This is a genomic window from Streptomyces solicavernae, assembly GCF_029968095.1.
In the GTDB taxonomy this organism is placed as follows: domain Bacteria; phylum Actinomycetota; class Actinomycetes; order Streptomycetales; family Streptomycetaceae; genus Streptomyces; species Streptomyces solicavernae.
Genome location: NZ_JASCIR010000028.1, coordinates 58,854 through 85,512 on the forward strand (window position 1 = coordinate 58,854; position 26,659 = coordinate 85,512).

Here is a 26,659-nt window from a genome sequence, read left to right on the forward strand (position 1 = left end):
GTCACCGCTTCACGGCGACCCCTCCGAACATCGCCACCTCCTCCACCGTCTCGTCTGCGATGTCGGGGTGCCAGCGGTTGCAGGACACGACGCCGGGTCCGATCAGCTCCAAGCCATCGAAGAATTCTCCCACTTGACCCGGGGTGCGCTGGGTCAGCTTCGGGGTGCCGTGTTCGTTCCAGAACGCCACCGCGGCGTCCACGTCCGGCATGGCGGGGCTGGTGATGGTGTGCGAGAGCACCAGGTGGCTGCCGCTTGGCAGGGCGTCCATGATGCGTCGTACGACCCCACGGGCCTCCGCCTCGTCCTCGATGAAGATGACGACGCCGAGCAGCACCAGCGCGACCGGGCGGCTCAGGTCCAGGGTCTGGGCCGCGTGCTCCAGGATCGTGTCCACGTCGCGCAGATCGGCGTCGAGGTAGGTGGTGCTGCCCTGCGGAGTGCTGGTCAGGAGCGCACGCGCGTGCGCGAGCACCAGCGGGTCGTTGTCGACGTACACGACGCGGCTCTCCGGCGCGAGGGCCTGGGCCACCTCGTGGGTGTTGTCGGCGGTGGGCAGCCCCGTACCCACGTCGAGGAACTGGCGGATGCCGGACTTGTCCACCAGGTGCCGCACCGCTGCGCCGAGGAAGCGGCGGTCTGCGCGCGCGTACTCCCCGATGCCCGGGTGCAGTTGCCGGATCTGGTCGCCGGCCGCGCGGTCCACCTCGTAGTTGTCCTTGCCGCCGAGCCAGTAGTTCCAGATCCGCGCGGTGTGCGGCTGGGAGGTGTTGATCCGGGCGCGCAGCTCTTCGGAGGACGTCCGGGGGGTGGGCTGTGCGGACTGTGTGGGCTGCTCGGGCTGCGTGGGCTGCTCGGCTTGCTCGGGCACGGTTCCTCCTGGTGGCGCGCTGGTCCGTTGGTGGTCTGCTGCGAGTTGGCTGGGCTGTGCTGGGCCGCTGCGCGGATCTTCGACCCTTCAACAGGCAATGTAGGCCCTTGGGTTGAGGCCTGCGTGAGGTGGTCCGCGGGGCGGTGGGGCCGTCAAGGCGGCAAGTCTGCTGGTCGGGGGGCGGGGTGGGGGCGCGGCGGCGGGCGCTTTCCCGTTCGCTCTGCTGTCGGCAGATCTGCTCAGGGCAGAGATCTCTGTCCTCGCGCTGCTCGGGGGCCGACATTGGGAGTCGTGGCGCCGACTTGGCGCAGCAGTACGGCAGAAGCCACGAAGGAAGCACGACACACGTCAGAAGCCAGGCAGAGGCCAGGCAGAAGCTGCGGCGGAAGCACGACACATGGCAGAAGCCAGGCAGAAGCCGCGGCGGAGGCACGGCAGAAGCACGGCACACGGCAGAAGCACGGCACACGGCAGAAGCCAGGCAGAAGACACGGCAGAAACAGGGAGGACCGATGACGACGACTTCACTCACCGCCGCCCGGGGCTGGGAGCGACCCCCGGACCCACGGGCCGAAGAAGGGGACACGGCACCCACGCGGTTCGACGACCACCTGGCCGCCCAACTCCTCGGCCAGCGCATCATCGTGCTCGGCACGCAGGTCGACGAGGTGTCCGCGAACCGCGTCTGCGCCCAGATGCTGCTGCTGTCGGCCGAGGACCCGCGCACCGACATCAGCCTCTACGTCAACAGCCCCGGCGGTTCCGTGCACGCCGGGCTCGCCATCTACGACACGATGCAACTGATCCCGAACGACGTCTCCACGCTGGCCATGGGCTTCGCCGCCAGCATGGGACAGTTCCTGCTCTCGGTCGGCACACCCGGTAAGCGGTACGCCCTGCCCAACGCGCGGATCATGATGCACCAGCCGTCCGCCGGGATCGGTGGCGCCGTCGCGGACATCGAAATCCAGGCGGAGAACCTGGAGTTCCTGAAGCGTTCCATCGAGCGCATCACCGCCGAGCACACCGGCCAGTCCGAGGAGACCATCGCGCGCGACGGCGACCGCGACCGCTGGTTCACCGCGGAACAGGCCAGGGACTACGGCATGGTCGACCACGTGGTCACCTCGCTGGTCGACGTACGGCCCGCGGCAGCCCGGCAGCGCAGGGGGTTCTGAGATGGGCAGCTACACGATCCCGAACGTCGTCGAGCGCACCCCGCAGGGCGAGCGGTCCTACGACGTCTTCAGCCGGCTGCTGTCCGAGCGCATCATCTTCCTCGGTACGGAGATCGACGACGGCGTCGCCAACGTAGTGATCGCCCAGCTCCTGCACCTGGAGGCGTCCAACCCGGGCCAGGAGATCGCCATTTATATCAACTCCCCGGGCGGCTCGTTCACTTCGCTCATGGCGATCTACGACACGATGACGTTCGTCGGCGCCCCCATCTCCACGTTCTGCGTGGGCCAGGCGGCGTCCACGGCCGCGGTACTCCTGGCCGGGGGCGACAAGGGCAGGCGCTTCGTCCTCGACCACTCCCGCGTACTGCTCGGCCAGCCCGCGAGCGGTGGACAGCGCGGCACGGTCGCCGACCTGCGGGTCCAGGCCAAGGAAATGATGCGGATACGCGCACAGATCGAGGAGGTGCTCTCTCAGCACACCGGTCACGCGGTGACGACCCTGCGCCAGGACATGGACCGCGACAAGGTCTTCACCGCCCAGGAAGCAGTCGCGTACGGCCTCGCGGACGAGGTCCTGACGCGCCGGACGGAGGGGGTGCCGGCGGTGGGGTGAGGGGCCGGAAGGGGAGTGAGGGCCGCGGGTGGTGGGAGGGGGTGGCGGGTGAGCCCCCGCCTCCCACCGGCCTCGGTCAGGCCGCCAGTCGCATCTGGTTCCGCTGGATGCTGGCCATAGGGCCCGTGGCGCGGGGACCGGAACGTCCGCCGGCCCCGCTGACGGCGCGCCGCGCGCCGGAGAGCCGGACGATCTCCGCACGGCCACGGGAGAGCAGATCGGTCAGGCTCAGGCCCAAGGCCCGCGCCGCAGCCGCGAGCACCTCCGACGAGGCCTCCTTGCGGCCCCGCTCCAACTCGGAGAGATACGGCATCGAGATCCGGGCTGCCTCCGCCACGTCCTTCAACGTCCGCTCTTGAAGCATCCGTTCGCGACGCAGCACCTCACCCACTACGTCCCGCCACAACGGCTCCTTGGCGGGCGCGGCGGGGGCGGGCGCGGCGGGCACCGTGGGCATCTTGGGCGTGTGGGGCGTATCGGGAGCGGTGGTCGCAGTGGGCGTTGCGGGCGTTGCGGGCGTTGCGGGCGATGCGAAGGCAGGCAGCAGTGGTATCACCTGGGCGTCACGCTCGTGCCCGGCGTCTCGCGCCGCACTCGAATCGTGGACTTCACGGGACAGGCCCGTGCCGGTGACGCGGCCGTCTCGCGCCTCAACTGCTTCGGTCGGCTCTTCGCTGCTCACCTCTTCAGAGTAGGAGCGCAGGCACGGCTGAAGGGCATGTTCCGTTCTGCCAACAGCGAAGCAGCGAAGCAGCGAAGCAGCGAAGCAGCGAAGCAGCGAAGCAGCGAAGCAGCGCGGCAGGTCTGCAGTGCGGCAGGGGTGCAGACCTGCAGCAGAGGAGGAAAACGTCGACCTACGCCGACTTCTCGCTGGGCCCGGGCTCGTCGTGCGGCACGAGCGTCGGATTCACGTTGTCGAGCACGGTGTCGCGGGTGACGACGACACGTGCCACGTCGTCCCTGCTCGGCACTTCGTACATCACGTTCAGGAGCACCTCTTCGAGGATCGTGCGGGCGGCGCGGGCGCCCGTGCGGCGCAGCAGTGCCTGCTCGGCGATCGCCTCGACGGCGTCGTCCGTGAACTCCAGCTCCACGCCGTCCATTTCGAAGAGCTTCCGGTACTGCTTCAGCAGCGCGTTGCGCGGCTCGGTGAGGATACGGACCAGGGCGGGCCCGTCCAGCGGGTCGACCGCAGCCATCATCGGGAGCCGTCCCACGATCTCCGGGATCAGGCCGAACTTCAGGAGGTCCTGCGGCAACGCCCCCGCGAACGGCCTCTCCTCCGCCGCCCCTTGCGTCGCCCCGAGCGACCCGGTGAAGCCGATGCCCCTGCTGCCCGCCCGCTGCTCGATGATCCGTTCCAGACCGGCGAAGGCGCCGCCCACGATGAACAGCACATGCGACGTGTCGAACTGGATGAACTCCTGCTGCGGATGTTTCCGCCCGCCCTGCGGCGGCACCGACGCCACCGTGCCCTCAAGGATCTTCAACAGCGCCTGCTGCACGCCCTCGCCCGACACGTCCCGCATGATCGAAGGGTTCTCGCTCTTGCGCGCCACCTTGTCGATCTCGTCGATGTAAATGATGCCGCGCTGCGCCCGCTCGACATCGTGGTCCGCCGCCTGCAGCAGCTTCAGCAGAATGTTCTCGACGTCCTCGCCGACATAGCCCGCCTCGGTCAGCGCCGTCGCATCGCCGATCGCGAACGGTACGTCCAGCATGCGCGCGAGGGTCTGCACCAAATACGTCTTGCCGCAACCCGTCGGACCCATCAACAGGATGTTGGACTTGCCGAGTTCGACGGGTTCCGGCAACGGCGACGACGGCGCCGACTGCGGCGCCTCCTGATCGACGGCCGCCGTGCCGCCGCCCGGCGCACCCGCCTGACGCACGCGCTTGTAGTGGTTGTAGACCGCCACCGACAGCGTCTTCTTGGCCTCCTCCTGGCCGATCACGTACTGCTCCAGGAACGTGAAGATCTCGCGCGGCGTGGGCAGTTCGCGCGGCGCGCCCTCGGCCGCTTCCTCCGCCTCCTCGGCGATCAGCTCGTTGCACAGCCCCACGCACTCGTCGCAGATGCAGATGCCGCTCGGACCCGCGATGAGCTTCCTGACCTGCTTCTGACTCTTGCCGCAGAACGTGCACTTCAGCAGGTTGTCGCTGTCGCCGATGCGTGCCACTCGTACCTCAAATGCCGGGATCAGATGACGTCACCATGTGAAACGAAGGTATCCTGCGCCGTGGTGGACGGCAATCCATACAGGGCATGAACGAGTGGGGGCAATGGGTCGGCTCAGCAGGGCGCAGTTGCAGCAGCTCAATCGCGCCAAGGTCCTTGCGGCGGCCCGGGAGGAGTTCGCCGCTCGCGGCTATCCCGGCGCGAAGGTCGACGCCATCGCCGAACGCGCGGGCCTCACCCGCGGCGCCGTCTACTCCAACTTCCCCGGCAAGAGGGCCCTTTACTTCGCCGTCCTCGCAGAGCTGGCGGAGCTGGCGCAGTCCGGAGCCGGAGGCTCCTGTGGGTCTGGGGCCTCCCGGGGGACTGGGGCCGCCGGGGGGTCTGGGGCCTCCGGGGGGTCTGAGGGATCGGTGGCGTCCGAAAGGCTTGGGGAGCGTGGTGGCGCGGCCGCAACCTTCGAGGAGGAGTGTTCTGCACCGACCGCGCTCGCCACCTTCGCCCGCAGTTGGATGGCCCGCCTGCCACTCGCCGCCGACAGTGCCACGTCGCACGAGGGGCAGGGCGACGCAGGCCCAGCGCGGCTCGACAGGCACCTGTTGTCCGAAGTTCTCGCCGACGAGCGAACCCGCCGACCGTACGGCCAACTCCTCAAGCTGGACGCTCTGGTACTCGGCCTCGCCCTCGAACGGATGCGGCCCGCCGACCGCATCCGCAGGGTGCGCCTCGCCGAATCCGTGCTGACCTCCCTCCACGGAGCACGCCAACTGGCCGACGCCGCACCCGGGTTCATCGAGCCCTTCACCGTGATCAACACCTGCGAACGCCTCGCCGACGCCGCCCCGCACGACACCTGGGATCCGCCCCACCTCCCGTACGTGCCCCACGCGCGCCCGGTGGACGAACCCTGGCCCCTCGCCCCGACGCCCGGCCCGTCACCGGCCGGCTCCTCCCTGACTGGACTGGCCGACCCGACCGGACAGACGGGGCTGACCGGACTCACGGGTCTCACCGGTCTCACCGGACTCACGGGTTTCACCGGACTCACGGGTTTGACGGGGCCGGCCGATGCGGAGCGGGCTGCGTGCCGCCCGCCCGTCGACGCCGTGCGCGGTGTCCCGGCGCGGTTCGGTGGTGACGGCGTGCTCGCCGTGCTTGGCCTGCACCGCTTGGAGGCCGTGGAGGAAGCCGTACGCGCGGCGCCACCGGACGCGACGGTGACGGCGGTCCTAGTCTCCGGCAGCCCGGACGAACTCATTCCGCTCGCGCGTCTCGCCGTCGCCGACGTCGTCGGCTGTCTGCGTGCCACCTTCCCCGTCTCGGCCTGGCCGCGGCTCCAGGTGGTGTACGACGCATCGGGCTCCCTCGCCGCCGCGGCGGGCGTGTCCGCGGTGAGCGACGGCACCGAGGCCGCCGTTCGGATCGTCGAGGGCCGCATCGTTGCCCGCGCCGACGGCCGCGGAGCCTGCCATGCTGCGGCGACAGCGGGCGTGGAGCATCTTGCGCCCACTCCCAGCTGACCGGCCCCGCAGCAGCCGGCTGCGGCTCCGACCGACCCGACCTGCCCGACCTGCCCGACCTGCCCGACCGACCGGCCTGCCCCGCCAGCCAGGACGACCCGACCGCCCCGGCCGATCTGGCTGTCCGAGGAGACCGCCACCCTTGCCCATGCCGTGCCGCCGCGCCGCTCTGCCGCGGAACTCGGCCGCCGTACGTACCAGTTGGAGGCCGCAGTGTCCCGCAACAACAAGTCCGAACCCGCCACCCGCAAGGTTGAACGGCCTGAACGGCCTGAACGGCCTGAACGGCCTGAACGGCCTGAACGGCCTGAACGGCCTGAACGGGCTGAACGGCCTGAACGGGCTGAACGGGCTGAACGGGCTGAACGGGCTGAACGGGCTGAACGGGCTGAACGGGCTGAGCGTGTTGAACGGGCTGAGCGTGTTGAACGGGCTGAGCGTGTTGAACGGGCTGAGCGTGTTGAACGGGCTGAGCGTGTTGAACGGGCCGAACGCGCCAAGCGAGCCGAGCGCGCCGAGCGGGCCTTTCCCGCGCCGAACGGCGTCACAGGCGTCGGCGTCATCGTCGTCGACGAGCAGGAGCGCATCCTCCTCGGCCTCGGCCACGACAACCGCTGGGAACTCCCCGGCGGGAAGGTCGATCCGGGCGAGAGTTTCGAGCAGACCGCGGCCCGCGAACTCGCCGAGGAGACCGCCCTGTCGGTGTCTCCCGAGGACGTGCGGGTCGTCGCCGTGGTCGTCGACGGGAAGCAGGGCCTCACCAGGCTGTCCGCCGCGGCGGTCGTGCCCGCGCCCACCGGAGCCGTTGCCGAGGTGACCGAACCGGACAAGATCCTGCGGTGGGTGTGGACCGGCCTCGACGCCCTCCCCGCCGAGCTGTTCGAGCCGTCCGCGGGTGTGCTCGCCGCCTGGCGGCAGGACCTCGACGTACCCGCGCACGAAGCGCACCGCTATCGCATGGCCTGAGGTCGCGGAGCCGGAGGGCGTGCGCGTCCCGCAGGCCAGGGGGCAGCGGGTTCGCGTCGCCTTTTTCTCGGCATGCGCCTGCTCGCCCGGATCCCCGTCCAGCGCGACATCGGCCGGATGGCGCGGTACGAATTCCGGACGCCGCAGCCGCAGCCCCGGCCGGACCACATGCCGACGGACTCGGCGCGGCCAGACCACACGCCGCCAGGCAAGCCGCAGCGGCACGACGACCCCGGAGAGCGTCAGGCCTAGCGAGAGCAGGACCACGAGCCGCAGCAGCGCGGGGAGCCGAGCAAGGCACCGGACCCCGACGTTCCGTAGTGACCCGCCCGAGGCGCCGCTTACCGTGGGTGCGTGATCGAGTCCTGGGATCCGGCAGCGCCCGGAGTCTTGCGTCTGCCGTCGGGCCGCCTGGTGCGCGGGCGCGGCCTCCGGAAGCCGCTGCCCGAGGGGCAGCAGCCGACGTTCGCCGTGCTGCTGCTCGGCAAGCGGCCGCCCGCGACCGACTGGGAGTCCCGTTGGCTGCGCTGGCCAGACTTCCGGCTGCCCAGTGACCGCGCGGAGGCGGCCGCCGTGCTCCGCGACGCCTGGGTGCGTGCCGCGTCCGAGCGGGTCGAGGTCGCCTGCGCCGGCGGCCGCGGCCGCACCGGCACCGCGCTCGCCTGCCTCGCCGTCCTCGACGGTGTGCCACCCGAGGATGCCGTGGACTTCGTGCGCCGCCACTACGACCGGCATGCCGTGGAAACGCCCTGGCAGCGCCGCTACGTACGGGCCTTCCACAGGTGACTCGTTGTCCCCGTGGCCGTAATCCACGCGCTGTTCAGGCCCTCGCCGTGCCCGGCCGCTGAACAGCGGGACGGGGAACCGGACGGCCCGAACCGCCGGCCGTGGCAGAGCCGACCAGGTCCCCGGCCGCGAAGCGGAACGGACGGGAGCACACCGTGTGCGCCTCCGGTCGTGAAGATTCCGCACCCGATTGCTGTCGTGTGCGCCGGGTTTCGGCCGTAATAGGCGACCCGCGCAACTGCCGTGCGGCGCATGGTGTCTTGTGGGCTGAGGGCGGGTCGTGAGCCGCCCGACGGGGGTCGTCGCTGAGGCGTGCGCCGAGCGGGACGTCGCGGAGCGACGTGTGCCGGGGCCGCCGGGGGAGCGGCGACGCACAGCACTCACCATGGGGGAACAGCCTTGACCGACATCATCGAGCGCTTGACCGACCGCCTGACCGACGGACTCACCGGCGGATTGACCGGCGGATCCGACCAGGCCCAGGAGAAGGTCCTCGACGGCGAACTCACGCCGTACATCAGTCCGTTGACCGTGCCGCCCGTGCTCCGTCCGCAGCCGGTCGACGTGCTTCAGGAGACCGCGATCACGCTCCGGCCCACCTGGGTGCGGCTGCACCCGCAGCTGCCGCCCACTCTCATGTGGGGCTACAACGGGAGCGTGCCGGGCCCCACCATCGAGGTGCGGCGCGGCCGCCGCATCCGCGTGGCGTGGACCAACGGCATTCCGGTCGGCTCCGAGTACCCGGTCACCTCCGTGGAGGTGCCCGCCCGGCCGCAGGGCGAACCGCCCGCCAGCACCGAGCCCGGCCGTGGCGGAGTCGAACCGAACAAGGACGTCGCGGCCCTGCCCGCCTGGACGGTGACGCACCTGCACGGCGCACAGACCGGTGGCGGCAACGACGGCTGGGCCGACAACGCCGTGGGGTACGGCGACGCGCAGCTCTCCGAGTACCCGAACGACCATCAGGCCGTGCAGTGGTGGTACCACGACCACGCCATGAACGTCACACGCTGGAACGTCCAGGCCGGGCTGTACGGCACCTACCTCGTCCGCGACGACGAGGAGGACGCGCTCCGACTGCCGCGCGGGGAGCGGGAGATACCGCTCCTCATCGCCGACCGGAACCTCGACACCGACGAGGACGGCGCCCTCAACGGTCGTATCCTGCACAAGACGGTCATCGTGCAGGAGGAGAACCCCGAGACGGGCAAGCCGGTCTCGGTGCCCTTCACCGGCCCGTACACGACGGTCAACGGGCAGATCTGGCCGTACGCCGACGTGGACGACGCGTGGTACCGCTTCCGGCTCCTCAACGCCTCCAACGCCCGGACCTACAACCTCGTCCTGATCGACGAGGACGATCAGCCGGTGCCCGGCGTGATCAAGCAGATCGGCAGCGACGGGGGCCTGCTGCCGCGCCCGGTGCCCGTGGACTTCGACGCCACGATGCCCGTGCTGACCGCCGCACCCGCCGAGCGCTTCGATCTGCTCGTCGACTTCCGCGCGCTGGCCGGGCGGCGACTCCGCCTCGTCGACAAGGGCCCCGACCAGGCGCCGGGTGTGCCGGACTCGGTGAACGACGTGCGCTACCCGCAGGTCATGGAGTTCCGGGTGCGGGCGAGCGGGGCGGGCGACGCCTTCGAGCCGCCCGAGGTGCTGTCCGGCTCCTTCCGTCGGATCGGCCACGACGTCGAACACGGCCACCGCATGGTCGTGCTCACCCCGCCCAACACCAGGGGCGGCGGCGGTCATCCCGAGATCTGGGAGATGACCGAACTCGCGGAGCACGAGGCGGAGGGCGTCCAGGTGCCCACCGAGGGTGTCATTCAGGTGCGCGACGCAGAGGGCGTGGTGAAGACCTACCGCCGGATCGCGCGGACCTTCAACGACGGGCTCGGCTTCACCATCGCGGAGGGCGCCCATGAACAGTGGAGCTTCCTCAATCTGTCGGACATCCTGCACCCGATGCACATCCACCTCGCCGACTTCCAGGCGCTGGGCCGGGACGCCTACGACGTGTCCGGGTTCGACCCGGAGCTCGGCGGGACCCGCGCGCCCATCGCGTACGACCCCGGCACGCAGCTGCCGTTGGCGCCCAACGAACGCGGCTGGAAGGACGTGTTCCGGGTGCCGGGCAAGCAGATGCTGCGGATCATGGGGCGCTTCGACGGCGCCTACGGGCGGTTCATGTACCACTGTCACCTCCTGGAGCATGAGGACATGGGGATGATGCGGCCGTTCGTGGTCATGCCGGAGGAGGCCCTGAAGTTCGATCACGGGGCCGGGCACGGCGGGCCGCACGAACGGCATGCGGCTTGAGGAGTCGGTTGCTCCGCCGGGCGATCGGTGGATCGTTCGGCGGAGTTCGGCGGGTTCGACGGAGTTCAGCGGAGTCAGGGGCTTCGGCCCTCGATCCGCCATGTCGAAAAAGCTAACAGCCGTCACTGACAATGGACTTGGCGTCGCTGCTGACCAGGGCGAACGAGAGATTGGTGAGTAAACACCCGCCTCTGTACGGAATCTGTCACTCTTTCGTGAAACGTTCTGCGGCCGACCGTGGGGTAGAGCATCCCGCGGAGGCGAGCCATGGAAGAGACAGTGTTGCGGCCCAGGCCGATGCCCGGCCGCGCCGGCGAGTCCGCAGGGGGATGCGGGCCCCGACCCGTCCGACGGCGCGGCAGGCGCCTGCTGACCGCTCTGCTCGGCGTACTCGTCGCCCTGACGCTCGTGCTCGCCGGCGTCGGCCTGGGCGTCGTCGGCGCCACGGTCATCGGCATGAGCGACCTCGCCGGCCTGAAGCGGGAGGCCGGGTCTCACCTTCCCGGCCGGGCGGGGGAGTCCGCCGCGGCGGACCGGAAAGGCGGGGCGCACAACTCCGGCGGGGCGTCGAGCCAGGAACCGCAGGGCGGCCAGGAGGAGGCCGTACGCGCCGAGGCGACAGCGCATGCGAGCTGGGGCGCGTCCGGCGCCACGGCGCGCGCCACGCTCGGCGTGGAGGCGGTCGACCTTCCGGCGAGCGCCGGCGCGCAGCTCGTCGGCGTGCATGTGCCCGGGCCCGCCTACGCCGCAGGCCTGGTGCGCGGCGACGTGATCATCGCGGTCGACGATGTGCGGACCGCGTCGGCGGCCGCACTCGCCGCCACCGTGGGTAAGGCCCGGCCAGGGGAAGCGCTCGCGCTGACCGTGCGGCACCGCACCGGTGAGCGCGAATCGCTCGTCGTCACGCCAGGGGTGGTGACGTAACCCGGCTGCGAGGGTGGATGGTTGCAGGCATCTACGCATTGGTTGCGCTGGTGGAAAAGGCATGGTGCGGCGGCACCGCAGGGCTGAGCATGGGGGCCATGGTCAGCACCCTCATCGCCTTCCTCGGCGCCTGCACCCTGATCGCCGCCTCTCCCGGTCCGTCCACGATCTTGATCATCAAACAGTCGTTGCAGAGCAGGCGTGCCGGTTTCCTCACCGTCCTCGGCAACGAGACCGGCGTCTTCCTCTGGGGTGTCGTCGCGGCCTGCGGACTCTCCGCGCTGCTTGCGGCGTCCCAGCTGGCGTACGACGTGATGCGCGTCCTCGGCGCGATCGTGCTCGTCGTCTTCGGCGTGCAGACGCTGTGGCAGGCCAGGCGCAGAAGGGGCGCCCGCGCGGTGGGCGACGGGGCCGCCGAGGGCGCTGAGGACGGGGAGTGGCGGACGACCGTCCGCTCCGGCCGGGCCTCCTACAGCGGCGGTCTGCTGATGAACCTCGCCAACCCCAAGGCGGCCGTTTTCGCGATGTCGTTCCTCCCGCAGTTCGTGCCGAAGGGGGCGCCCGAACTGCCCACGATGATTGCGCTCGCCGCGATCTGGGCGGTCTGCGAAGTCGCCTACTACGGGGTCTACGTGTGGTGCGTCGGCCGGATGAAGGCGGTCCTGTCGCGGTCCGGTGTGCGCCGCAGGCTTGAGCAGGTCTCCGGCGGAGTACTGCTCCTCCTCGGCGTGCGCCTGGCCCTGGAAGGCTGAGCCGGCGGTACGTGAGAGCACCCCCACGTCGCGCCCGCGAGCGCGCCCGCACCACGCGCGCGTAGTGCCGGATTTCGGCGAGCGATGCGCCCGGCCTGCTCTCGGTGAGCGATGCACCCGGCCCGCTCGCGCGCCCGCCCGGACGCGGGCGATGATGCGGGAGGAGTCCCTGAAGGTCCAGGAGGCAGTCATGACGCCCGCGCCGTTCACCGCCGACGACTACAAGGCCCGCATGGAGCGCGCCGCCACGTCCGCCGCCGACGCCGGTCTCGCCGGCCTGCTCGTCGCCCCGGGGCCGGACCTGGTGTGGCTCACCGGTTATCAGCCCACCGCCACCACGGAACGGCTCACCCTGCTCGTGCTGGCCCCCGGACAGGAGCCGACCCTCGTCGTCCCCACCCTGGAGGCGCCGGATGCCGAGCGCGCCCCCGGGGCGCCCGTCCTGACCCTGCGGGACTGGACCGACGGCATGGACCCGTACTCCGTCACCGCGCCGCTCCTGGAGGTCAACGGCCGGTTCGGCGTCAGTGACAACGCCTGGGCCATGCACCTGCTCGGCCTCCAACAGGCGCTGCCCGGCACGTCGTACGCCTCCCTGACGGAGTCGCTGCCCATGCTGCGCGCCGTCAAGGACGCTCATGAGCTGGAGCGGCTGGCAGCGGCAGGCGCCGCGGCGGACGCCGCCTACGAGGAGATCCTCAAGGTCCGCTTCTCCGGCCGCAAGGAGCTCGACTTGGCGGCCGATCTCGCGGATCTGCTACGGCAGTTCGGGCACTCGCAGGTGGACTTCACCGTCGTGGGTTCGGGTCCCAACGGCGCCAACCCGCACCATGAGGCGGGTGAGCGGACCATCGAGAACGGTGACATGGTGGTGCTGGATTTCGGCGGCCTCAAGCACGGTTACGGCTCGGACACCTCGCGCACCGTCCACGTCGGCGAACCGGATGCCGAGGAGCAGAAGGTGCACGCTCTCGTGCGCGAGGCGCAGAACGCGGGCTGTGCGGCTGTTCAGCCGGGGATCGCCTGCCAGGAGATCGACCGGGTCGCACGCGCGGTGATCGACGAGGCAGGCTACGGCGCGTACTTCATCCACCGCACCGGCCACGGCATCGGTGTCACCACGCACGAACCGCCCTACATGATCGAGGGCGAGGAACAGCCGCTGGTGCCCGGCATGTGCTTCTCCGTGGAGCCCGGTGTGTATCTGCCGGGCCGGTTCGGCGTACGCATCGAGGACATCGTGACCGTCACGGAGGAGGGCGGGCACCGTCTGAACAGCACGGCGCGCGAGCTGGCGATCGTCGAATAGCCCCGCCGGGCCCCGGGGGCCGATGCACCGGGCGGCTCCCGGGGCCCTGAGGCGGCCGTTCTCACTGCAGCGGACCGAGGACCACGCAGGACTCCGCGGGCAGGTGCAGGATGCCGTCGGAGGCCGGAGGCTCGATGGGGTCCCACGAGGCGAGTACGCGGGCCTTGCCGCCCAGCAGCGGGATCGCGGCCGGTTCCTTGGCGAGGTTGACGGCGATCCGCAGCTCTCCGCGCCGGAACACCAGCCACCGGACGGCCTCGTCGTACGCCACCCGCACCGATGCCAGGTCCGGGTCGCGCAGGTCGGGCTGGTCGCGCCGCAGCCCGGTCAGGGTGCGGTACCAGGCCAGCACACGCGCGTGGTGCTCGTTCTGCGGCTCGTCCCAGTTCAGGCAGGAGCGGTTTCTCGCCTCCGGGCGGTCGGTGAAGACCTGCCAGGGCGTGCCGGCCGCCCACTCCTCCCCCATGAACAGCATCGGTGCGCAGGGCGAAGTGAGCGTGAGCGCCGCCGCGCAGGCCAACAGGCCCGGCGTGAGGGAAGCCGAAAGCCGCTCCCCTTGGGCGCGGATGCCCACCTGGTCGTGGCTCTGTGCGTAGCCCACGAAGCGGTGCGCGGGCGTGCGGAGACGGTCCACCGGGCGCCCGTGACTGCGGCCCCGGGCGGGCGAGTAGCCGCCGTCGTGGAAGAAGGCCGACGTCAACGTCTTGGCGAGCCCCTGGAGGGGCGCCGGCGCGAAGTCCGCGTACCGGCCCTGTGCCGCACCGGTCAGCGCCGCGTGCAGCGCGTGATGGAAGTCGCCGTTCCACTGGGCGTGCACGCCGAGCCCGCCCTCCTGGCGCGGTGTCGTCACGCGCGGGTCGCACTGGCCGGACTCCGCGACCAGGAACAGCGGTCGCCCCAACTCGTCCGCAAGAGCGTCCACTTCTGCCGACAGTTCCTCCAGGAAGTGGCACGCGCGCGTGTCGCTCAACCTGTCCACGGCATCGAGGCGGAGGCCGTCGATCCGGTAGTCCCGCAGCCAGGAGAGTGCGCTGCCGATGAGATACGAGCGCACCTCGTCGGAGCCCTCGGAGTCCAGGTTGACGGAGGCGCCCCGTCCGCTTCGGTCGGTCAAGTACGGCCCGTACAGGCCGAGCTGCGCACTCGAAGGGCCCAGCTGGTGATGCACCACGTCGAGCACCACACCGAGCGCCAGCCCATGCGCCGTGTCGACAAACCGCTTCAACGCCTCGGGCCCGCCGTACGGTTCATGCACCGCCCACGGCGAGCCGCCCTCGTACCCCGAGCCGTGCCGCCCGGGAAGCGGGCACAGGGGCATCAGCTGGACATGTGTGACCCCCAACTCGGCCAGGTGGCCCAGGCGTCGCGCAGCGGCGTCCAGCGTGCCCTCGCGGGTGAAGGTGCCGACATGGAGCTCGTAGAGCACTGAGGCGCCCGTGAGGGGACTTCCCGGCCACGGCGTGCGCCAGGTGTGGGCTTCGTGGTCCACGACCGCGCTGAGGCCGTCCGGGCCGTCCGGCTGACGAAGTGAACGCGGGTCGGGAAGCGCCGCCGCGCGGGCGGAACCGGAATCAGAAGGGGAACCAGAACGGGAACCAGAGTTGGCGCCCGGACCAGAACCAGAACCAGAACCGGAACCGGAACCGGAACCGGGGCCGGGATCACCGTCGCCGTCGAGGGCGAACCCGTAACGCGCCCCGTGCTCCGCCTCCGCCTCGACCACCCACCAGTCACGCCGGTCCGGATCACGCTCCAACGCGTGCGTGCTGCCTTCCAGTTGGAGCGTGACCCGGTCCTGCGCCAGTGGTGCCCACACCTCGAACTGCACGGACGGCCCCCCGTCTGTGTTGTCGGCCTACGTGTCCGGCCGGACGCTGTCAGTGACCTCGCCCGTCCATGGTGCTGCACGAGAGATCATTTCGCCGGTGAATCCAGCACAATCCCGCACTCGATGTGGCCGAACAGCAGGCCACTACAGAGCGCGGTTCGTGATTCTTTGAGTGTTTCTGTCGTCGCCTGATGGTGTGGGTGAGGGCGGAATCCGCTGGTCCGCAGCCGGTGTTCTGTTGGGGGGCGGGGGTGAGCGAACGGAAGCCGTACCCAAGTGATTTGCCGGATGGGCAGTGGTCGCTGATCGAGCCTGTGATCACAGCCTGGAAGGACCGGCACCGCTCGGTCAGCGGCCACCAGGGCGCCTATGCGATGCGGGATGTCGTGAGCGCGATCCTCCACCAGAGCCGGACCGGCTGCCAGTGGGCCTGTCTCCCGCACGACCTGACGCCGAAGAGCGCGACGTACTACTACTACTACTACTTCGCCTACTACTACTTCGCCGCCTGGCGCGACGACGGGACCGACCAGGTCATCCATGAACTCCTGCGCTGCCAGGTCCGCGAGAAGGCCCGTCGATCAGCGGACCCGACCCTGGTGGTGCTGGACACCCAGAGTGTCCACGTGGCTGCCGGGGTCCCCGCCTCCACGACGGCCGGGATCCCGCAAAACGCGTGCCGGGCCGCAAGCGGGGGCTGGCCGTGGACGTGCTGGGCCTGGTCATCGCGGTTGTCGTGCTCACCGCGAGTGCGCACGAGAACACCGCGGGCGCCGCGCTGCTCGACCAGGTTGCCGGGCAGGCGACCACGGTGCGCAAGGCGCTGGCCGACCAGGGCTTCAAGAAGGCCGTGTCGCCCACGGCTCCTCGCTCGGGATCGACGTGGAGATCGTCGAACGCAACCCGCAGGACAAGGGGTTCGTCCCGCAGGCGAAGCGGTGGAAGGTCGAGCAGACCCACGGGATCCTCATACTGCACCGGCGCCTGGTCCGCGACTACGAGCACCGCCCGGCACCGGCCCCCTCCGGGCCCGCGATGTCTGCGAAGCCCTCGACCGCGAACTGCTGCCGAAGGACATCGAGGGCACCCACGCCAAGCTGAAACGCCTGGTCAAGCTCGATGTCCTCACCGAGATCGACGCCGGCAGCTTCACCAGGAAGCAATAGCAGGCCAAACACCACGGCCGGCAGCCCCGCCCCAGCCCTGCCCCAGCCTCACCCAGAACCGGAGATTAAACGTACGAACCATCCCTAAGAGGGCGATTCACCCGGGCCAGCCACCTCAAGATGGTTGAAGCCGGCGAGGCGGGGCGAGAGGGTGAAAGGAAAGGATCCGCCGTCGGGGGTCTTGAGGGCCGCCACGATGTCATGGTCCGGTTCACCGAATATCTCGAAGTGCTGAACGGTGCAGTGCTCCATCACCTCGCGGATGTACGGGTCCGACAGTCGCCAGTGGGCGCGGATGGCATCAGAGTCACGGTAGAGCTGGAAGCTGTGCGCCAGCATCCGCTCCTCGTCGATGAAGACCTCCACCATGAGCTGGGGGCCGTGCTCTTGAGCGAACGCCACCGCCTGCGCGATGGCGTGCCGGAAGCCGTCGATGTGGCCGTCGGTGATGCGCATGGTGTTGCGGAAAAGAATGGTGCTGCTGTTTGTGATCTCCATGCGCCAAGTGTCGTACCTAAGCCAAGGTTGAGGTCAAGAGTGCAGCTCGGCCGGGGATATCGGCGACGACGCTGAGGGTGCTGATGAAGCCCTGGCGTGCCGGTTCGCGCTCTTCTCCGGCGCGGGTGACCGAGCAACACCTCTCACCCAAGCCCAACGACGAACCGGATATCAAATCGCAAACCGCCCTCTCAGACCAGGTCGATGCGCTTCTGCGCCACCGGATAGCCCGCCTTCGCGAAATTCGCCGCCATCGGGAGGTTCCCCACATCCGTCGCCGCGGCGATGCGGTCGGCGCCGCGCTCGCTGAGGAAGTGCGTCGACTCGGCGAGCAGGTCGTACGCGTACCCGTGACCGCGCTGCTCCGGCACCACCCCGATGAACCCGGCGGCGAACCCTGACGGGATCCGGCACGGCAGATGCAGCCCCACCAGCTCGCCGTGCGGCGTGAAGGCCAGCTGTGGCCAGGCCTCGGGGCACCAGTGGACGTACTCCAGCTCCTCACGCGCGGCCTGGTCCACGCCGCCCTGCTCCTTGGCGCGCAGGGCGTGCGCGTCGAGGGTGTCGGAGTGGATCCTGCGGAGCGCGTCGAGGAGGGCCGCGTCGTCGTGCTCCTCGCGGAACTCAAGTCGCCCCGGCCGGACCGGAAGCCCGCAGTCCGGCGTCCAGGCGTAGCGCAGCCGTTCCACGAGTTGCCGCTTGCCCGCCGCCTCGGCCGCCGAGATCCGCGCGTGCGCCGCCGCGGCGGCCTCGGGGCGCTCCCGCCAGTCCGGGGGCAGGATCAGCTCGTAGTCGACGTTGAACGGCGCCGTACGCAGCAGTGTGACGGCCGCGTCGTGCTCGCCTTCGGCGAAGTCGAACCAGTTGAGGTTCAGCGGTGTCGCGTCCTGGGGTGAGCCCCACCAGGCGGCCCTGGCCACGACCTTGTCGTCGCGCAGCGCCACATAGGTCCACTCGGGCAGGTAGTCGCCGCCCGTGGCCCGTGTGCGGTACTCGACGCCCGTGACGGCGCGGCCCACGAGACCGGGATCGGCAAGGGAGTTGAACAGCTGCGCGTCCTCTTCGGTGAGCGCGCGGATGACCAGACCGGTCATGGAGTCCTCCGGAGACGTGACGGAACGCTCCCGTTCAGACCAGGGACGCCGCACGGACGGGGCGGGAGCGCAGGGGCAGAAACGTGCACTTCATGGCTCTCGCCTCCTTTCCGCAAGCAGTGGCGTCGGCGAGGACCCTATGTGCGCCGCGCGCCCCCGTCCAGAGGTTTTCGGCCGCCGCAGCTCCCTGGTCCCGTGCCTGACCGGGTGCGCCGACAGCCGGGCGCATCGTGGGTTCGTGCTGGTCAGCGACGGGCGAAGTTCCGGGTTTTCTGGACACTCCGGCGGCACTGTCCGACAATCGCGAACGTGACGCCCTCCTTCGAGTTCCCCACGTATCCCGCGCGGCTCTCGGACGCCGAACGCGACAAGGCGTTGCGCGCGCTGCAGGAGGGCGTGGTCCAGGGGCGGCTCTCGCACGACACGTACGTGCGCCGCATGGAGCTCGCACTCGTGGCGCGGCGGGCCGACCAGCTGGCCGCGCTCACCGCCGATCTGCCTGCTGCGCAGGGCCGTTGGACCGCGCTCGTCACCGGGGCGGTCGGCGCCGCGTCGGCGTTCACCGTGCGGGTGCGCCGGGCCTGGCAGGCGGAGCGGCTGCCGAAGCTGCTGCTGCCCGAACCGGGCCCCTGTCCGCTGCGCATCGGCCGTGACCCGGCCAGCGGTCTGCGCCTCAGCCACGACACCGTCTCGCGTGTCCACGCCGAGCTGCGCATGCAGGGCGGCCACTGGGTGCTGCGCGACCTGGGCTCGACCAACGGTACGAGTGTCAACGGGCGGCGCGTGGTCGCAGCCGCGGTGGTGCGGGACGGCGACCACGTGAGCTTCGGGTCGATGAGCTTCCGGCTTGCCGTGCAGTGACTCGCGCCTGGTCGCGCCGTATCTGTGTAGTGCCCGATTGCGGGCGGACCGACCCTAGTTCACCTTCACGCGCGCGTGCCGGGCCGCCGCCACGACCGTGCGGGACTGGTGCTCCACCTGGTGCTCCAGCGGCACCCAGCGAGCCCTGAAGCTGCTCTCGAAGGCGCTGCTCCACTGGGCGACCATCCGCTCCAGACGGGGCGCCGCCGGTTCCCCCACCGCTTCGAGTACCTGCAGCAGCATCGCCGCGGCCCGCAGCGGCAGCCGGCGGCCGAAGGCGTCGATGCTGGCCACGTATGTCATCGTCGCGCCCTGAGGCGGCGGTCGCAGCCAGTCCTCCGCGAGGCCCGGTACGAGCCCCAGCGCCCAGCGGGAGGCCCGCAGCAGCGGCCCGCAGCCCTCGGGCAGCGACTGTTCCTTGGCCTCTCTGAGGCCCGTCTCCTGCAGGATGGCCTCGACCCGCAGCGCCTCCGCGCGGAGCCTTCTGGAGACCCGCTGGAGGGCCTCGCCCGGCGCGGGGTGCCGTGCCGGGTCGTCGACCAGGTCGCTCGCCCACATCGGCACCTCGACGATGGCCGTGCTGCCGCCGTACCGGTGCACGTGGTGCCAGGTCGACCGCGTCACGTCCTCGGGCAGGCTCGGGAACAGCGCGTCCGTGCCCGGGTCCGGCATCACATGCACCCCGGGGCCGGATATCGGCCAGCCGGCGGCGTCGGAGGTGCTGGTCTCTATGGGGATGTGCAGCTGCGCGGCCGACTTGGCGAACGGCTCGGCGAGGCCGGGTATGTCCTGCGTCAACTGCACCCAGCTGCCGCCCAGATCGGTGCCGTGCAGCGACACCTGCAGATAGGGCCGCAGCTCGTCGATCACGCCCAGGAGGGTGCGGGTCTCGGGCGGCCACGCTTCCGGCGGCAGTACCGACGGCGCCCACTCCGGCTGTTCGGGTCCCGCGGGACGGAAGAACTGCCGGTGGTAGTCGAACAGAGTGCGGGGCGCTGACGCGCGGTGCAGGCCGGCGCCGTCAGGGTCGGCGCAGAGCAGGAAATGCCAGCTGGTCCCCGACCACAACGCTTCCTCGTGCACCGCGCGTCGGGCCAGATGCAGGGCGGTGGGCCCGCCCACCGGCTCGTTGGAGTGGGCGCCCGCGACGACCAGGACACGCTGTTCGGCCCGCCCCACGGACAACAGGTGCAGGGGGCGTCCCGCGCGCGAGGTGCCGACCCGTCGCAACTCGCAGAGCTCGGGTCGTTCGGCCGCCAAGGCCCGTGCGGACAGGACGAGCTCCGTCACACTGGGATAGCGCTGCTCCGTCAGGTGACTCACCCCCGTTGGTCCTCCCGGCGTGCGCATCCGCAGTACCCCACGCGCCGGAGTCCCTGTCAAGGCACTGGCAGTACTGTGCGTATGCGGATGGAAGCGCTCCGCTATGCGGACGGCTGGGTATTGGGGCGGCTTTGCCATCAACTGCCCCATTTGGCAAGTCGTTTGAGTGACGGAGCGGGACTTGGTTATGCCCCACAGGCGCGTGCTCAACCGGGCTTCGCCGAACTGAGCGTCAGGCACCGGCGCCGCGGACGGACGCCACCCACAAGCCGACGGACGCCACCTGTAAGCGGAGGTGCGGCACCATGAGCGGCGGGTTCGGCCCGACTCCCCGACGTCATGCGAACCTACGTAGCGTCCTGCACGTCTTTCGTGTCATCACCGCATGCCTGCGTCCCCTGCGGGGGCGATAGTTTCGAACGATGCCGCAGGGGGAGCTGAGCACACACCGAGATTCCGCTCCCGGGACGTTGCAGACGTACCGGGAGGTGATCGGGCTCTCCGGCGTACTGCTCCCGGTGCTCTCGTTCCTGGGGCGGCTGCCCACGGCGGTCATTCAGATGGGCAGCGTCCTGATGATCACCAGGACCAGCGGCTCCCTCGCCACGGGTGGGATGGTGGCCTGCGCTCTGGCCCTCGGGCAGGTGGCGATGGGGCCGTTCGTCGGCCGTCTCGCGGACCGTCGCGGGCAGCGTCGCGTGGTGCTGGTCTTCGCGTTGCTCAACGCGATCGCGATCAGCGTCTTCACGGCGAGCGCGCTGCTGGGTGCGGCCACGCCCCTGCTGGTCCTTCTCGGGGCGCTGGCAGGCGCCTCGGTGCCCGGCATCGGGCCGCTGGCGCGGGCCCGCGTGGTGGCGCTCGCACGCCGCAGACGGGCGGACGACCGGCTCGCCGACGCGGTGATGTCCCTGGAGAGCACCATGGACGAGGTGTCCTTCGTGCTCGGGCCGGCCGCCGTGGGCCTCGCGGCGGTCATCGGCCACCCGGCGTACGCGATGCTCCTCGCGGCGCTGCTCGTGGCCGTGTGCGGAACGGGGTTCGCCCTGCACCCGACCGCTCTCACCCACGAGGGGCGACAAGGACCGCCACGCGCGCGTGCGACGGAGGAACCCGCACGCGCGCGTGGCGCACGGCACCGCATGCCGCGCCAGGTCTACGTGGTGCGGGTCGGCCTCGTACTCCTGGGCGTGCTGCTCGGCGGCTGCGGCGCCGGGATCACCGCCCTCACCGAGGAATTGGGCCGGCCGGACCAGGCGGGACTCGTGTACGCAGCCATGGGTGTCATGAGCGCCGCCGTCGGCCTGTCCATGGCGGCGGTGCCGGAGCGCATCGGCCTGCTGCTGCGCTGGCGCGTCGCAACGGCCGCCGCTGCGCTCCTTTCACTGCCTCTCCTGTGGACGGAGTCGCTGGCCGGGCTCTACTTCGTAGTGGCCGTTTTCGGTGCCATCTTCGCGCCCAACCTGATCACCGGATTCGGCCTCACCGAGCGGGCCGTGCCGCGCGAACGCCTGGCGGAGGGCATGACGTTCGCGTCGAGCGCCTTCGTCGGCGGCCAAGCCGTCACGCTCGCCGTCGCCGGGCGGCTCGCCGAGTCGTACGGCCCGGCGGCGGCCTTCGGCGTCGGCAGTACGGCCGCGGCGCTGGCCTTCCTCGTCGCCCTCGGCGCGCGCCCGCGGCGGGGCGGCGGCCCGGACCGGGAGAGCGGAACCGGCACCGCGCGGGACCAGGCTTCGGTCGGTGTGCAGCGCCCTCAGGCGGTCTGACCGCGCGCCGTACTGCCTGCCCCGGCCTGCCCCCGCAGGCACTCGATCACCTGGGTCAACACAGGGTTCCACCCCGTACCCGGGACGAGGGCCAGGAACCGATACCGGTGCATCGGCTGCTGTTGTCGACGGCCGCAGATGGGGTGACCGCTATGAATCCGCTCACTCCGACGGCACGCGGGGACCGGAACGCCCGTGTGGGACAAGGAGGTTGAGAGCCGAGCCTGTGCATCCGGCTGCACCGTCGACCGCTACCGGAGTACCCTTCCTTGATCGTTGAACCGGGTCTCGACCAAGATTCCGGACCATGATCCCGAACGGGGTCCCAGGGGGAGCGGAAGGCGGTGCGTGGGTGAGCTCGGGCGGTCTTGAGCTGCCCCCTGGCGACGAGGGTCGCGAGGGAGGCACCGGCGACGCCCCGCCCTCTGCGGTCTCCCTGGCGCGCCCGGTGGACACGGCCGCGCAGATAGGCCCGGAACTGGACTGGGGCCCCGACGCCTGGCACGAGGTGCGCACGCGTGCCCAGCGGGCCGGTCGCGCCTACATATGGCTGAACCTCGTCGAACAGCGGCTGCGCGCCGTGGTCTCCGCGGTGGTCCGGCCCGTGTACGAACCCGTGCACGGCGACGACTGGGTGGTGGCCGCGGCCGGCCCGGCAGGGCAGGAATGGGTGCAGCGGGCCGTCGCCGTCCGTGAAGTCAGCCGCCGTAAGGGGTACTTGCTCGACCCGGCCGACGACAACGTCCTCAGCTTTCTGACCCTGCCGCAGCTGCGCGAGCTGATGGTGCAGCACTGGCCCTGCTTCGAGCCGTACTTCGACGACCGCAGAGACGTCGAACTCGCCCTGGACGAGCTGGAGGTCGCGCGGAACGTCGTCTCCCGCAACCGTGCCCTCTCGGAGACGGTCCTCGCGCAGGCGGAAAGAGCCTCCGCGCGGCTCCTCGAAATGCTCGGCGCCGACTCGGACGTGCCCTCCGCGCGCAGGCTGCCCGTCGACGCGGTCGAGGACATAGTCGGAGACCGGTACGCGGACGTGGTGGGCGTGCACCCGGACCGGGTGCGCCTGCTGCGCCAGTTCCCCGCCGAGGACATCTTCGGCGGGGCGCGGCGCCTCGACGCGATCGGCATAGGCCTGAACCTCCTGGCCCAGAACTTCTCCGGCCGCCGCCTGGTACGGCTCGCGGAGACCGGCAGCCGTATAAGGCTGCTCTTCCTCAACCCGGCGAGCAGCGCCGTCAAACGCCGCGAACGCGAACTCGGCATCAAGCGAGGCGAGTTGAGCCGCTCGGTCGAGATGAACATCCTGCACATGCGGCGTGTGCGCTCCCGCCTCCGCGACCCGGACGCCTTCCAGATCCACGTCTTTGACGAAACTCCGCGCTTCACCGCATACCTGGTCGACGGTGACGGATCGGACGGAGTGGCCGTCGTCCAGTCCTACCTGCGGCGCACCCGAGGCATGGAGGCGCCCGTGCTGGTGCTGCGCGGCGGCGGCCGCGTGGTCAAGGCGGGCGGGGCCGGCGAGCACGGGCTGTTCGAGACGTACCGCGAGGAGTTCGAGTCGGTCTGGGCGGACTCGCGGCCCGTGTCCTGAACCGTGTCCCCGCCGCCGAGCGCGACCGCCGCTCACGACGAACCGCAGGTCAGAAGGTGAAGCGGAACGCGCTGGTCGGATTGTCAGTGGCGCATGCGATCGTGAAACGCACATGGGGGAGAGCACCACGAAGGAGGGCCACGGATGGGCTGGCACCAGGATCTGCTGATCGGCTTCGACCTGGAGACCACGGGCACGGACCCGTGCGAGGCGCGGATCGTCACCGGCGCGCTGATCGAGGTCAAGGGCGGAGAGCCGCTGGGACGCCGCGAGTGGCTGGCCGACCCGGGAGTGCCGATACCGCAGGAGGCCGTGGACGTGCACGGCATCAGCAACGAGCGGGCCAGGGCGGAGGGCCGCCCGGCCGGCCAGGTGGCTGACGAACTCGCCCGCGCACTGACGGGGTACTGGCAGTCGGGCGTCCCGGTGGTGGCGTACAACGCGGCGTTCGACCTGACCCTGCTCTCCGCGGAACTGCACCGGTACGGACTGCCGTCCCTGCGTGAGCGGCTCGGCGGCATCGAACCGGCGCCGGTGATCGACCCGTACACCATCGACCGCTCCGTCGACCGGTACCGCAAGGGGAAGCGGAACCTGGAGGCGGTCTGCTCCGTGTACGGAATCCGGCTCGACTCGGCGCACGACGCGACCGCCGACGCCCTCGCCGCCGCCGAGCTCGCCTCGGCGATAGCCGTCACGCACCCGAAGGTCGCCGGCCTCGGCCCCGCCGAACTGCACCGCCGCCAGGTCGAGTGGTACGCGGAATGGGCCGCCGACTTCCAGAAGTTCCTGCGCCGCAAGGGGGACGAGTCCGCAGTGATCGACGGTCACTGGCCGCTGCGGAACATATCGGACTGAACGGGCGGGCGAGCAGCGCGAGTTCGGCGCTCAGAACGGGTACCAGCGCACCTCGGGGTCCCCGTCCCTCAACGACGCGACCCGCCTGCGGAATTCCGCCAGGGCCTTGGGGTTGGTGGGCGCGTGCTGCGACACCCACGCACAGCTCGCCGTCTCCCGGGCACCGCGCAACACGGCGCACCCGTCCCACTCGCGCACGTCCCAGCCGTACGTCGTGACGAACGCGTCGTAGGCCGCGGGCGCCAGGCCGTACCGGTCGCGGGACAGGGCCATGACCACCAGGTCGTGCTCGCGCAGATCGGCGGAGAACGTCTCCAGGTCCACAAGGACCGGCCCGTCAGGACCGACATGGACGTTGCGGGGCAGGGCGTCGCCGTGGATCGGGCCCGGCGGCAGATGAGGGGCGAGCGCTGCGGCGGCAGCGGCGAAGCCGTCCCGGCGCTCCCGCAGATAGTCGGCGTCGGCCTGCGAGATCGCGTCGCCCGCGAGGCGCAGCCAGCGCTCGACGCCGCCGAGCAGTTCGCGGCGCGGCAGTTCGACAGGAGGGGAGGGAAGAGCATGCACGAGACGGAGCAGCCCGGCCAGATCAGCCGGTCCGGCCGGCCGCAGCGCGGGGCCGAGCCGCCGCCACAAGGTCACCGGATGGCCGTCCACGAGCCGCGGCTCGGCCTCCGCGGCCCGCACCGCGGGAACCTGGCACTCCTCAAGCCAGCGCGCGACCCCCAGCTCGCGCCGGGCGCGGTCGAGGAGTTCGGGCGCCGCCCGGCCGACCTTCACCACCAGGTCACCGGTGCCGAACACCGCGTTCTCGCCCAGGGCGAGGAGTTCCGCGTCGCCCGCCACCCCGGCCTCGGCCAGCACATCCCGTGCTCGTGCCTCGTCCATGTCCTGCCTCCCGCAGCGCGCTGCCCACGGCGTGCGGCGCAGGCGAACCGGAACCACGCCTACCGTCACCGAGCCTGCCGAGCACCTTGCCGATCACTGTGTACGACGCCCAGTCTCCCAGCTGCCGAGGGCGCGTTCGTACAGGCCACAAGGCATGCGCACATGCTTGACGTACTCACGCGCCGTCAGCACGATGACGGTGGCCGGCTGGGACAGGTCACGGCGCGAAGCGCTTCCAAGGAAGGGCGGTGGCGGGAGACGGGCAGGCCATCCTCAGATCAACCGCCTGAAGGAGCCGATTCCGTGGCATTGGCGACCGCGACGAAGCGGTCAGTGAAGCAGCAGCGCGCACGCAGAACCGGGGACCACGCTGCCTGGTTCCTGGTCCTGCCCGCGCTGATCCCCATACTGGTCCTGAGCGTCGGCCCGCTGCTGTACGGCATCGCGCTGTCGTTCACCGACGCACAGTCCGGCCGGACCTCGGCCACGCAGTGGGTGGGCGGCCTCAACTTCCAGGATCTGTTCCAGGACACGCTGTTCTGGGACTCGTTCCGGATCGGCCTGCTGTGGGCGGTCGGCGTCACCGTGCCGCAGTTCTTCCTGGCGCTCGGCCTGGCCCTGCTGCTCAACCAGAACCTCCGATTCCGCTGGCTGGCGCGCGCGCTCGCGATCATCCCGTGGGCGATGCCCGAGGTCGTCGTCGGCATCATGTGGCGGCTCGTCTATCACCCCGACGCGGGGGTGCTCAACGAGACGCTCTCCAACCTCGGCCTCGGCGAGGGCCGGGACTGGCTGACGGGCACGGCCACCGCCCTGTTCGCGGTGATCGTCGTCGGCGTGTGGGCCGGCATGCCGCAGACGACGGTCGCGCTGCTCGCCGGACTGCAGAACACCCCGCGCGAGTTGCACGAAGCGGCCGCCATGGACGGGGCGGGCGCCTGGCGCCGCTTCCGCACCGTCACGTGGCCCGCGATCAAACCCGTCGCCCTGTCGATCACGGCCCTCAACTTCATCTGGAACTTCAACTCCTTCGCCCTCGTGTACGTGCTCACGCAGGGCGGACCCGGCGGCCGCACCCGACTGCCGATGCTGTTCGCCTACGAAGAGGCCTTCCGCTACGGCCAGTTCGGCTACGCCGCCGCGATGGGGTGCGTGATGGTCGCGGTGATCTCGGTGATCCTCGCGTTCTATCTCGTGGGCCGCCTGAAGGGAGGCGACGAGGCATGATGCGTACGACCAAGTCGGCGCGCGCCGCGCAGTACGTGGCGCTCGCGGCTTATCTCGTCTTCCTGGCCTTCCCGTTCGCCTGGCTGATCTCCACGGCCTTCAAGCCCGCGAAGGAACTGGGCAGCCTGGATCCCACCTGGATCCC

General features: G+C 70.7%; 23 protein-coding genes and 3 pseudogenes. 18 read left to right on the forward strand and 8 right to left on the reverse strand.

Features of this window, described 5'->3' with window-relative positions:
* Position 1: 1 nt before the first annotated feature.
* Positions 2 to 787, reverse strand: coding sequence for an SAM-dependent methyltransferase (locus tag QIS99_RS25340; protein WP_282515977.1), 786 nt, complete (start codon positions 785 to 787; stop codon positions 2 to 4).
* Positions 788 to 1,383: 596 nt separating this feature from the next.
* Here QIS99_RS25340 and QIS99_RS25345 point away from each other — a divergent pair.
* Both QIS99_RS25345 and QIS99_RS25350 read left to right on the forward strand, forming a co-directional pair.
* Positions 1,384 to 2,049 carry an ATP-dependent Clp protease proteolytic subunit gene (locus tag QIS99_RS25345; protein WP_282515954.1) on the forward strand — a complete coding sequence of 222 codons (666 nt, stop codon included), beginning with the start codon at positions 1,384 to 1,386 and terminating at the stop codon, positions 2,047 to 2,049.
* Position 2,050: 1 nt separating this feature from the next.
* Positions 2,051 to 2,665 carry a ClpP family protease gene (locus QIS99_RS25350; RefSeq protein ID WP_282515955.1) on the forward strand — a complete coding sequence of 205 codons (615 nt, stop codon included), beginning with the start codon at positions 2,051 to 2,053 and terminating at the stop codon, positions 2,663 to 2,665.
* Between the two features lie 76 nt (positions 2,666 to 2,741).
* On the opposite strand, the gene QIS99_RS25355 is transcribed toward QIS99_RS25350, so the two are convergent.
* On the reverse strand, positions 2,742 to 3,122 hold the full coding sequence (locus tag QIS99_RS25355; protein ID WP_282515978.1) for a helix-turn-helix domain-containing protein: 381 nt from the start codon (positions 3,120 to 3,122) through the stop codon (positions 2,742 to 2,744).
* 397 nt (positions 3,123 to 3,519) lie between these two features.
* Positions 3,520 to 4,845, reverse strand: coding sequence for an ATP-dependent Clp protease ATP-binding subunit ClpX (clpX, locus tag QIS99_RS25360; RefSeq protein ID WP_282515956.1), 1,326 nt, complete (start codon positions 4,843 to 4,845; stop codon positions 3,520 to 3,522).
* Between the two features lie 103 nt (positions 4,846 to 4,948).
* Between clpX and QIS99_RS25365 the strand changes: the two are divergent.
* The 9 genes and pseudogenes from QIS99_RS25365 to QIS99_RS25405 all read left to right on the forward strand — a co-directional run.
* Positions 4,949 to 5,125, forward strand: a pseudogene (locus tag QIS99_RS25365) (TetR family transcriptional regulator); the annotation flags it as partial.
* A 228-nt stretch (positions 5,126 to 5,353) separates the two neighbouring features.
* Positions 5,354 to 6,361 carry a TetR/AcrR family transcriptional regulator gene (locus QIS99_RS25370; protein WP_282515981.1) on the forward strand — a complete coding sequence of 336 codons (1,008 nt, stop codon included), beginning with the start codon at positions 5,354 to 5,356 and terminating at the stop codon, positions 6,359 to 6,361.
* A 213-nt stretch (positions 6,362 to 6,574) separates the two neighbouring features.
* Entirely contained in the window at positions 6,575 to 7,327 is a 753-nt protein-coding gene (locus tag QIS99_RS32210) for an NUDIX hydrolase (RefSeq protein WP_349017324.1), read from the forward strand.
* A 72-nt stretch (positions 7,328 to 7,399) separates the two neighbouring features.
* Entirely contained in the window at positions 7,400 to 7,579 is a 180-nt protein-coding gene (locus QIS99_RS25380) for a hypothetical protein (RefSeq protein WP_282515957.1), read from the forward strand.
* A 102-nt stretch (positions 7,580 to 7,681) separates the two neighbouring features.
* Positions 7,682 to 8,113 carry a protein-tyrosine phosphatase family protein gene (locus QIS99_RS25385; protein WP_282515958.1) on the forward strand — a complete coding sequence of 144 codons (432 nt, stop codon included), beginning with the start codon at positions 7,682 to 7,684 and terminating at the stop codon, positions 8,111 to 8,113.
* A gap of 399 nt (positions 8,114 to 8,512) precedes the next feature.
* Positions 8,513 to 10,432 carry an O-aminophenol oxidase PhsA gene (gene phsA / locus QIS99_RS25390; RefSeq protein ID WP_408909629.1) on the forward strand — a complete coding sequence of 640 codons (1,920 nt, stop codon included), beginning with the start codon at positions 8,513 to 8,515 and terminating at the stop codon, positions 10,430 to 10,432.
* A 267-nt stretch (positions 10,433 to 10,699) separates the two neighbouring features.
* Positions 10,700 to 11,356: a S1C family serine protease gene (locus tag QIS99_RS25395; protein WP_282515959.1), complete on the forward strand. Its 657-nt coding sequence runs from the start codon at positions 10,700 to 10,702 to the stop codon at positions 11,354 to 11,356.
* A gap of 98 nt (positions 11,357 to 11,454) precedes the next feature.
* On the forward strand, positions 11,455 to 12,108 hold the full coding sequence (locus QIS99_RS25400; protein WP_282515960.1) for a LysE family translocator: 654 nt from the start codon (positions 11,455 to 11,457) through the stop codon (positions 12,106 to 12,108).
* Positions 12,109 to 12,298: 190 nt separating this feature from the next.
* Complete coding sequence (locus tag QIS99_RS25405; RefSeq protein WP_282515961.1) at positions 12,299 to 13,417, forward strand: aminopeptidase P family protein; 1,119 nt, start codon at positions 12,299 to 12,301, stop codon at positions 13,415 to 13,417.
* 61 nt (positions 13,418 to 13,478) lie between these two features.
* On the opposite strand, the gene QIS99_RS25410 is transcribed toward QIS99_RS25405, so the two are convergent.
* Positions 13,479 to 15,245: a DUF3459 domain-containing protein gene (locus QIS99_RS25410; protein WP_282515962.1), complete on the reverse strand. Its 1,767-nt coding sequence runs from the start codon at positions 15,243 to 15,245 to the stop codon at positions 13,479 to 13,481.
* Between the two features lie 251 nt (positions 15,246 to 15,496).
* On the opposite strand from QIS99_RS25410, the pseudogene QIS99_RS25415 reads away from it, so the two are divergent.
* A pseudogene (locus tag QIS99_RS25415) lies at positions 15,497 to 16,346 on the forward strand (IS5 family transposase).
* 149 nt (positions 16,347 to 16,495) lie between these two features.
* On the opposite strand, the gene QIS99_RS25425 reads toward QIS99_RS25415, so the two are convergent.
* Entirely contained in the window at positions 16,496 to 16,909 is a 414-nt protein-coding gene (locus QIS99_RS25425; RefSeq protein ID WP_282515963.1) for a hypothetical protein, read from the reverse strand.
* A 191-nt stretch (positions 16,910 to 17,100) separates the two neighbouring features.
* Positions 17,101 to 18,003, reverse strand: coding sequence for a GNAT family N-acetyltransferase (locus QIS99_RS25430; protein ID WP_282515964.1), 903 nt, complete (start codon positions 18,001 to 18,003; stop codon positions 17,101 to 17,103).
* Between the two features lie 309 nt (positions 18,004 to 18,312).
* On the opposite strand from QIS99_RS25430, the gene QIS99_RS25435 reads away from it, so the two are divergent.
* The gene (locus QIS99_RS25435) at positions 18,313 to 18,864 is read left to right on the forward strand and encodes a DUF1707 and FHA domain-containing protein (protein WP_282515965.1); all 552 of its coding nucleotides are present in this window, start codon (positions 18,313 to 18,315) and stop codon (positions 18,862 to 18,864) included.
* A 54-nt stretch (positions 18,865 to 18,918) separates the two neighbouring features.
* On the opposite strand, the gene QIS99_RS25440 is transcribed toward QIS99_RS25435, so the two are convergent.
* Positions 18,919 to 20,187, reverse strand: a complete 1,269-nt coding sequence (locus QIS99_RS25440) for a M14 family zinc carboxypeptidase (protein WP_282515966.1) — start codon at positions 20,185 to 20,187, stop codon at positions 18,919 to 18,921.
* A 422-nt stretch (positions 20,188 to 20,609) separates the two neighbouring features.
* Here QIS99_RS25440 and QIS99_RS25445 point away from each other — a divergent pair, with 422 nt between their 5' ends.
* The 3 genes from QIS99_RS25445 to QIS99_RS25455 all read left to right on the forward strand — a co-directional run bounded on the left by QIS99_RS25445 (position 20,610) and on the right by QIS99_RS25455 (position 24,402).
* Entirely contained in the window at positions 20,610 to 21,950 is a 1,341-nt protein-coding gene (locus tag QIS99_RS25445; protein ID WP_282515967.1) for an MFS transporter, read from the forward strand.
* A 352-nt stretch (positions 21,951 to 22,302) separates the two neighbouring features.
* Positions 22,303 to 23,544: an SAV2148 family HEPN domain-containing protein gene (locus QIS99_RS25450; protein WP_282515968.1), complete on the forward strand. Its 1,242-nt coding sequence runs from the start codon at positions 22,303 to 22,305 to the stop codon at positions 23,542 to 23,544.
* A 144-nt stretch (positions 23,545 to 23,688) separates the two neighbouring features.
* A complete protein-coding gene (locus QIS99_RS25455; protein WP_282515969.1) occupies positions 23,689 to 24,402 on the forward strand; it encodes a 3'-5' exonuclease in 714 nt (237 codons plus the stop codon).
* Positions 24,403 to 24,432: 30 nt separating this feature from the next.
* Here QIS99_RS25455 and QIS99_RS25460 read toward each other — a convergent pair whose 3' ends face one another.
* Positions 24,433 to 25,287 carry a phosphotransferase gene (locus QIS99_RS25460; RefSeq protein ID WP_282515970.1) on the reverse strand — a complete coding sequence of 285 codons (855 nt, stop codon included), beginning with the start codon at positions 25,285 to 25,287 and terminating at the stop codon, positions 24,433 to 24,435.
* Positions 25,288 to 25,590: 303 nt separating this feature from the next.
* Between QIS99_RS25460 and QIS99_RS25465 the strand changes: the two genes are divergently transcribed.
* Complete coding sequence (locus tag QIS99_RS25465) at positions 25,591 to 26,514, forward strand: carbohydrate ABC transporter permease (protein WP_408909630.1); 924 nt, start codon at positions 25,591 to 25,593, stop codon at positions 26,512 to 26,514.
* Positions 26,514 to 26,659: pseudogene (locus QIS99_RS25470) on the forward strand (carbohydrate ABC transporter permease); the annotation flags it as partial. The gene QIS99_RS25465 and the pseudogene QIS99_RS25470, both read left to right, overlap by 1 nt.

Bases quoted from the DNA above. Each gene is read 5' to 3' on its own strand.
- QIS99_RS25345 (WP_282515954.1), top strand. From the start codon at position 1,384: ATGACGACGACTTCACTCACCGCCGCCCGGGGCTGGGAGCGACCCCCG.
- QIS99_RS25370 (WP_282515981.1), top strand. From the start codon at position 5,354: ATGGCCCGCCTGCCACTCGCCGCCGACAGTGCCACGTCGCACGAGGGG.
- QIS99_RS25445 (WP_282515967.1), top strand. From the start codon at position 20,610: ATGCCGCAGGGGGAGCTGAGCACACACCGAGATTCCGCTCCCGGGACG.
- QIS99_RS25350 (WP_282515955.1), top strand. From the start codon at position 2,051: ATGGGCAGCTACACGATCCCGAACGTCGTCGAGCGCACCCCGCAGGGC.
- QIS99_RS25460 (WP_282515970.1), bottom strand. From the start codon at position 25,287: ATGGACGAGGCACGAGCACGGGATGTGCTGGCCGAGGCCGGGGTGGCG.
- QIS99_RS25395 (WP_282515959.1), top strand. From the start codon at position 10,700: ATGGAAGAGACAGTGTTGCGGCCCAGGCCGATGCCCGGCCGCGCCGGC.
- QIS99_RS25455 (WP_282515969.1), top strand. From the start codon at position 23,689: ATGGGCTGGCACCAGGATCTGCTGATCGGCTTCGACCTGGAGACCACG.
- QIS99_RS25425 (WP_282515963.1), bottom strand. From the start codon at position 16,909: ATGGAGATCACAAACAGCAGCACCATTCTTTTCCGCAACACCATGCGC.
- QIS99_RS25400 (WP_282515960.1), top strand. From the start codon at position 11,455: ATGGTCAGCACCCTCATCGCCTTCCTCGGCGCCTGCACCCTGATCGCC.
- QIS99_RS25405 (WP_282515961.1), top strand. From the start codon at position 12,299: ATGACGCCCGCGCCGTTCACCGCCGACGACTACAAGGCCCGCATGGAG.
- QIS99_RS25380 (WP_282515957.1), top strand. From the start codon at position 7,400: ATGCGCCTGCTCGCCCGGATCCCCGTCCAGCGCGACATCGGCCGGATG.
- QIS99_RS25355 (WP_282515978.1), bottom strand. From the start codon at position 3,122: ATGCCCACGGTGCCCGCCGCGCCCGCCCCCGCCGCGCCCGCCAAGGAG.
- QIS99_RS25430 (WP_282515964.1), bottom strand. From the start codon at position 18,003: ATGACCGGTCTGGTCATCCGCGCGCTCACCGAAGAGGACGCGCAGCTG.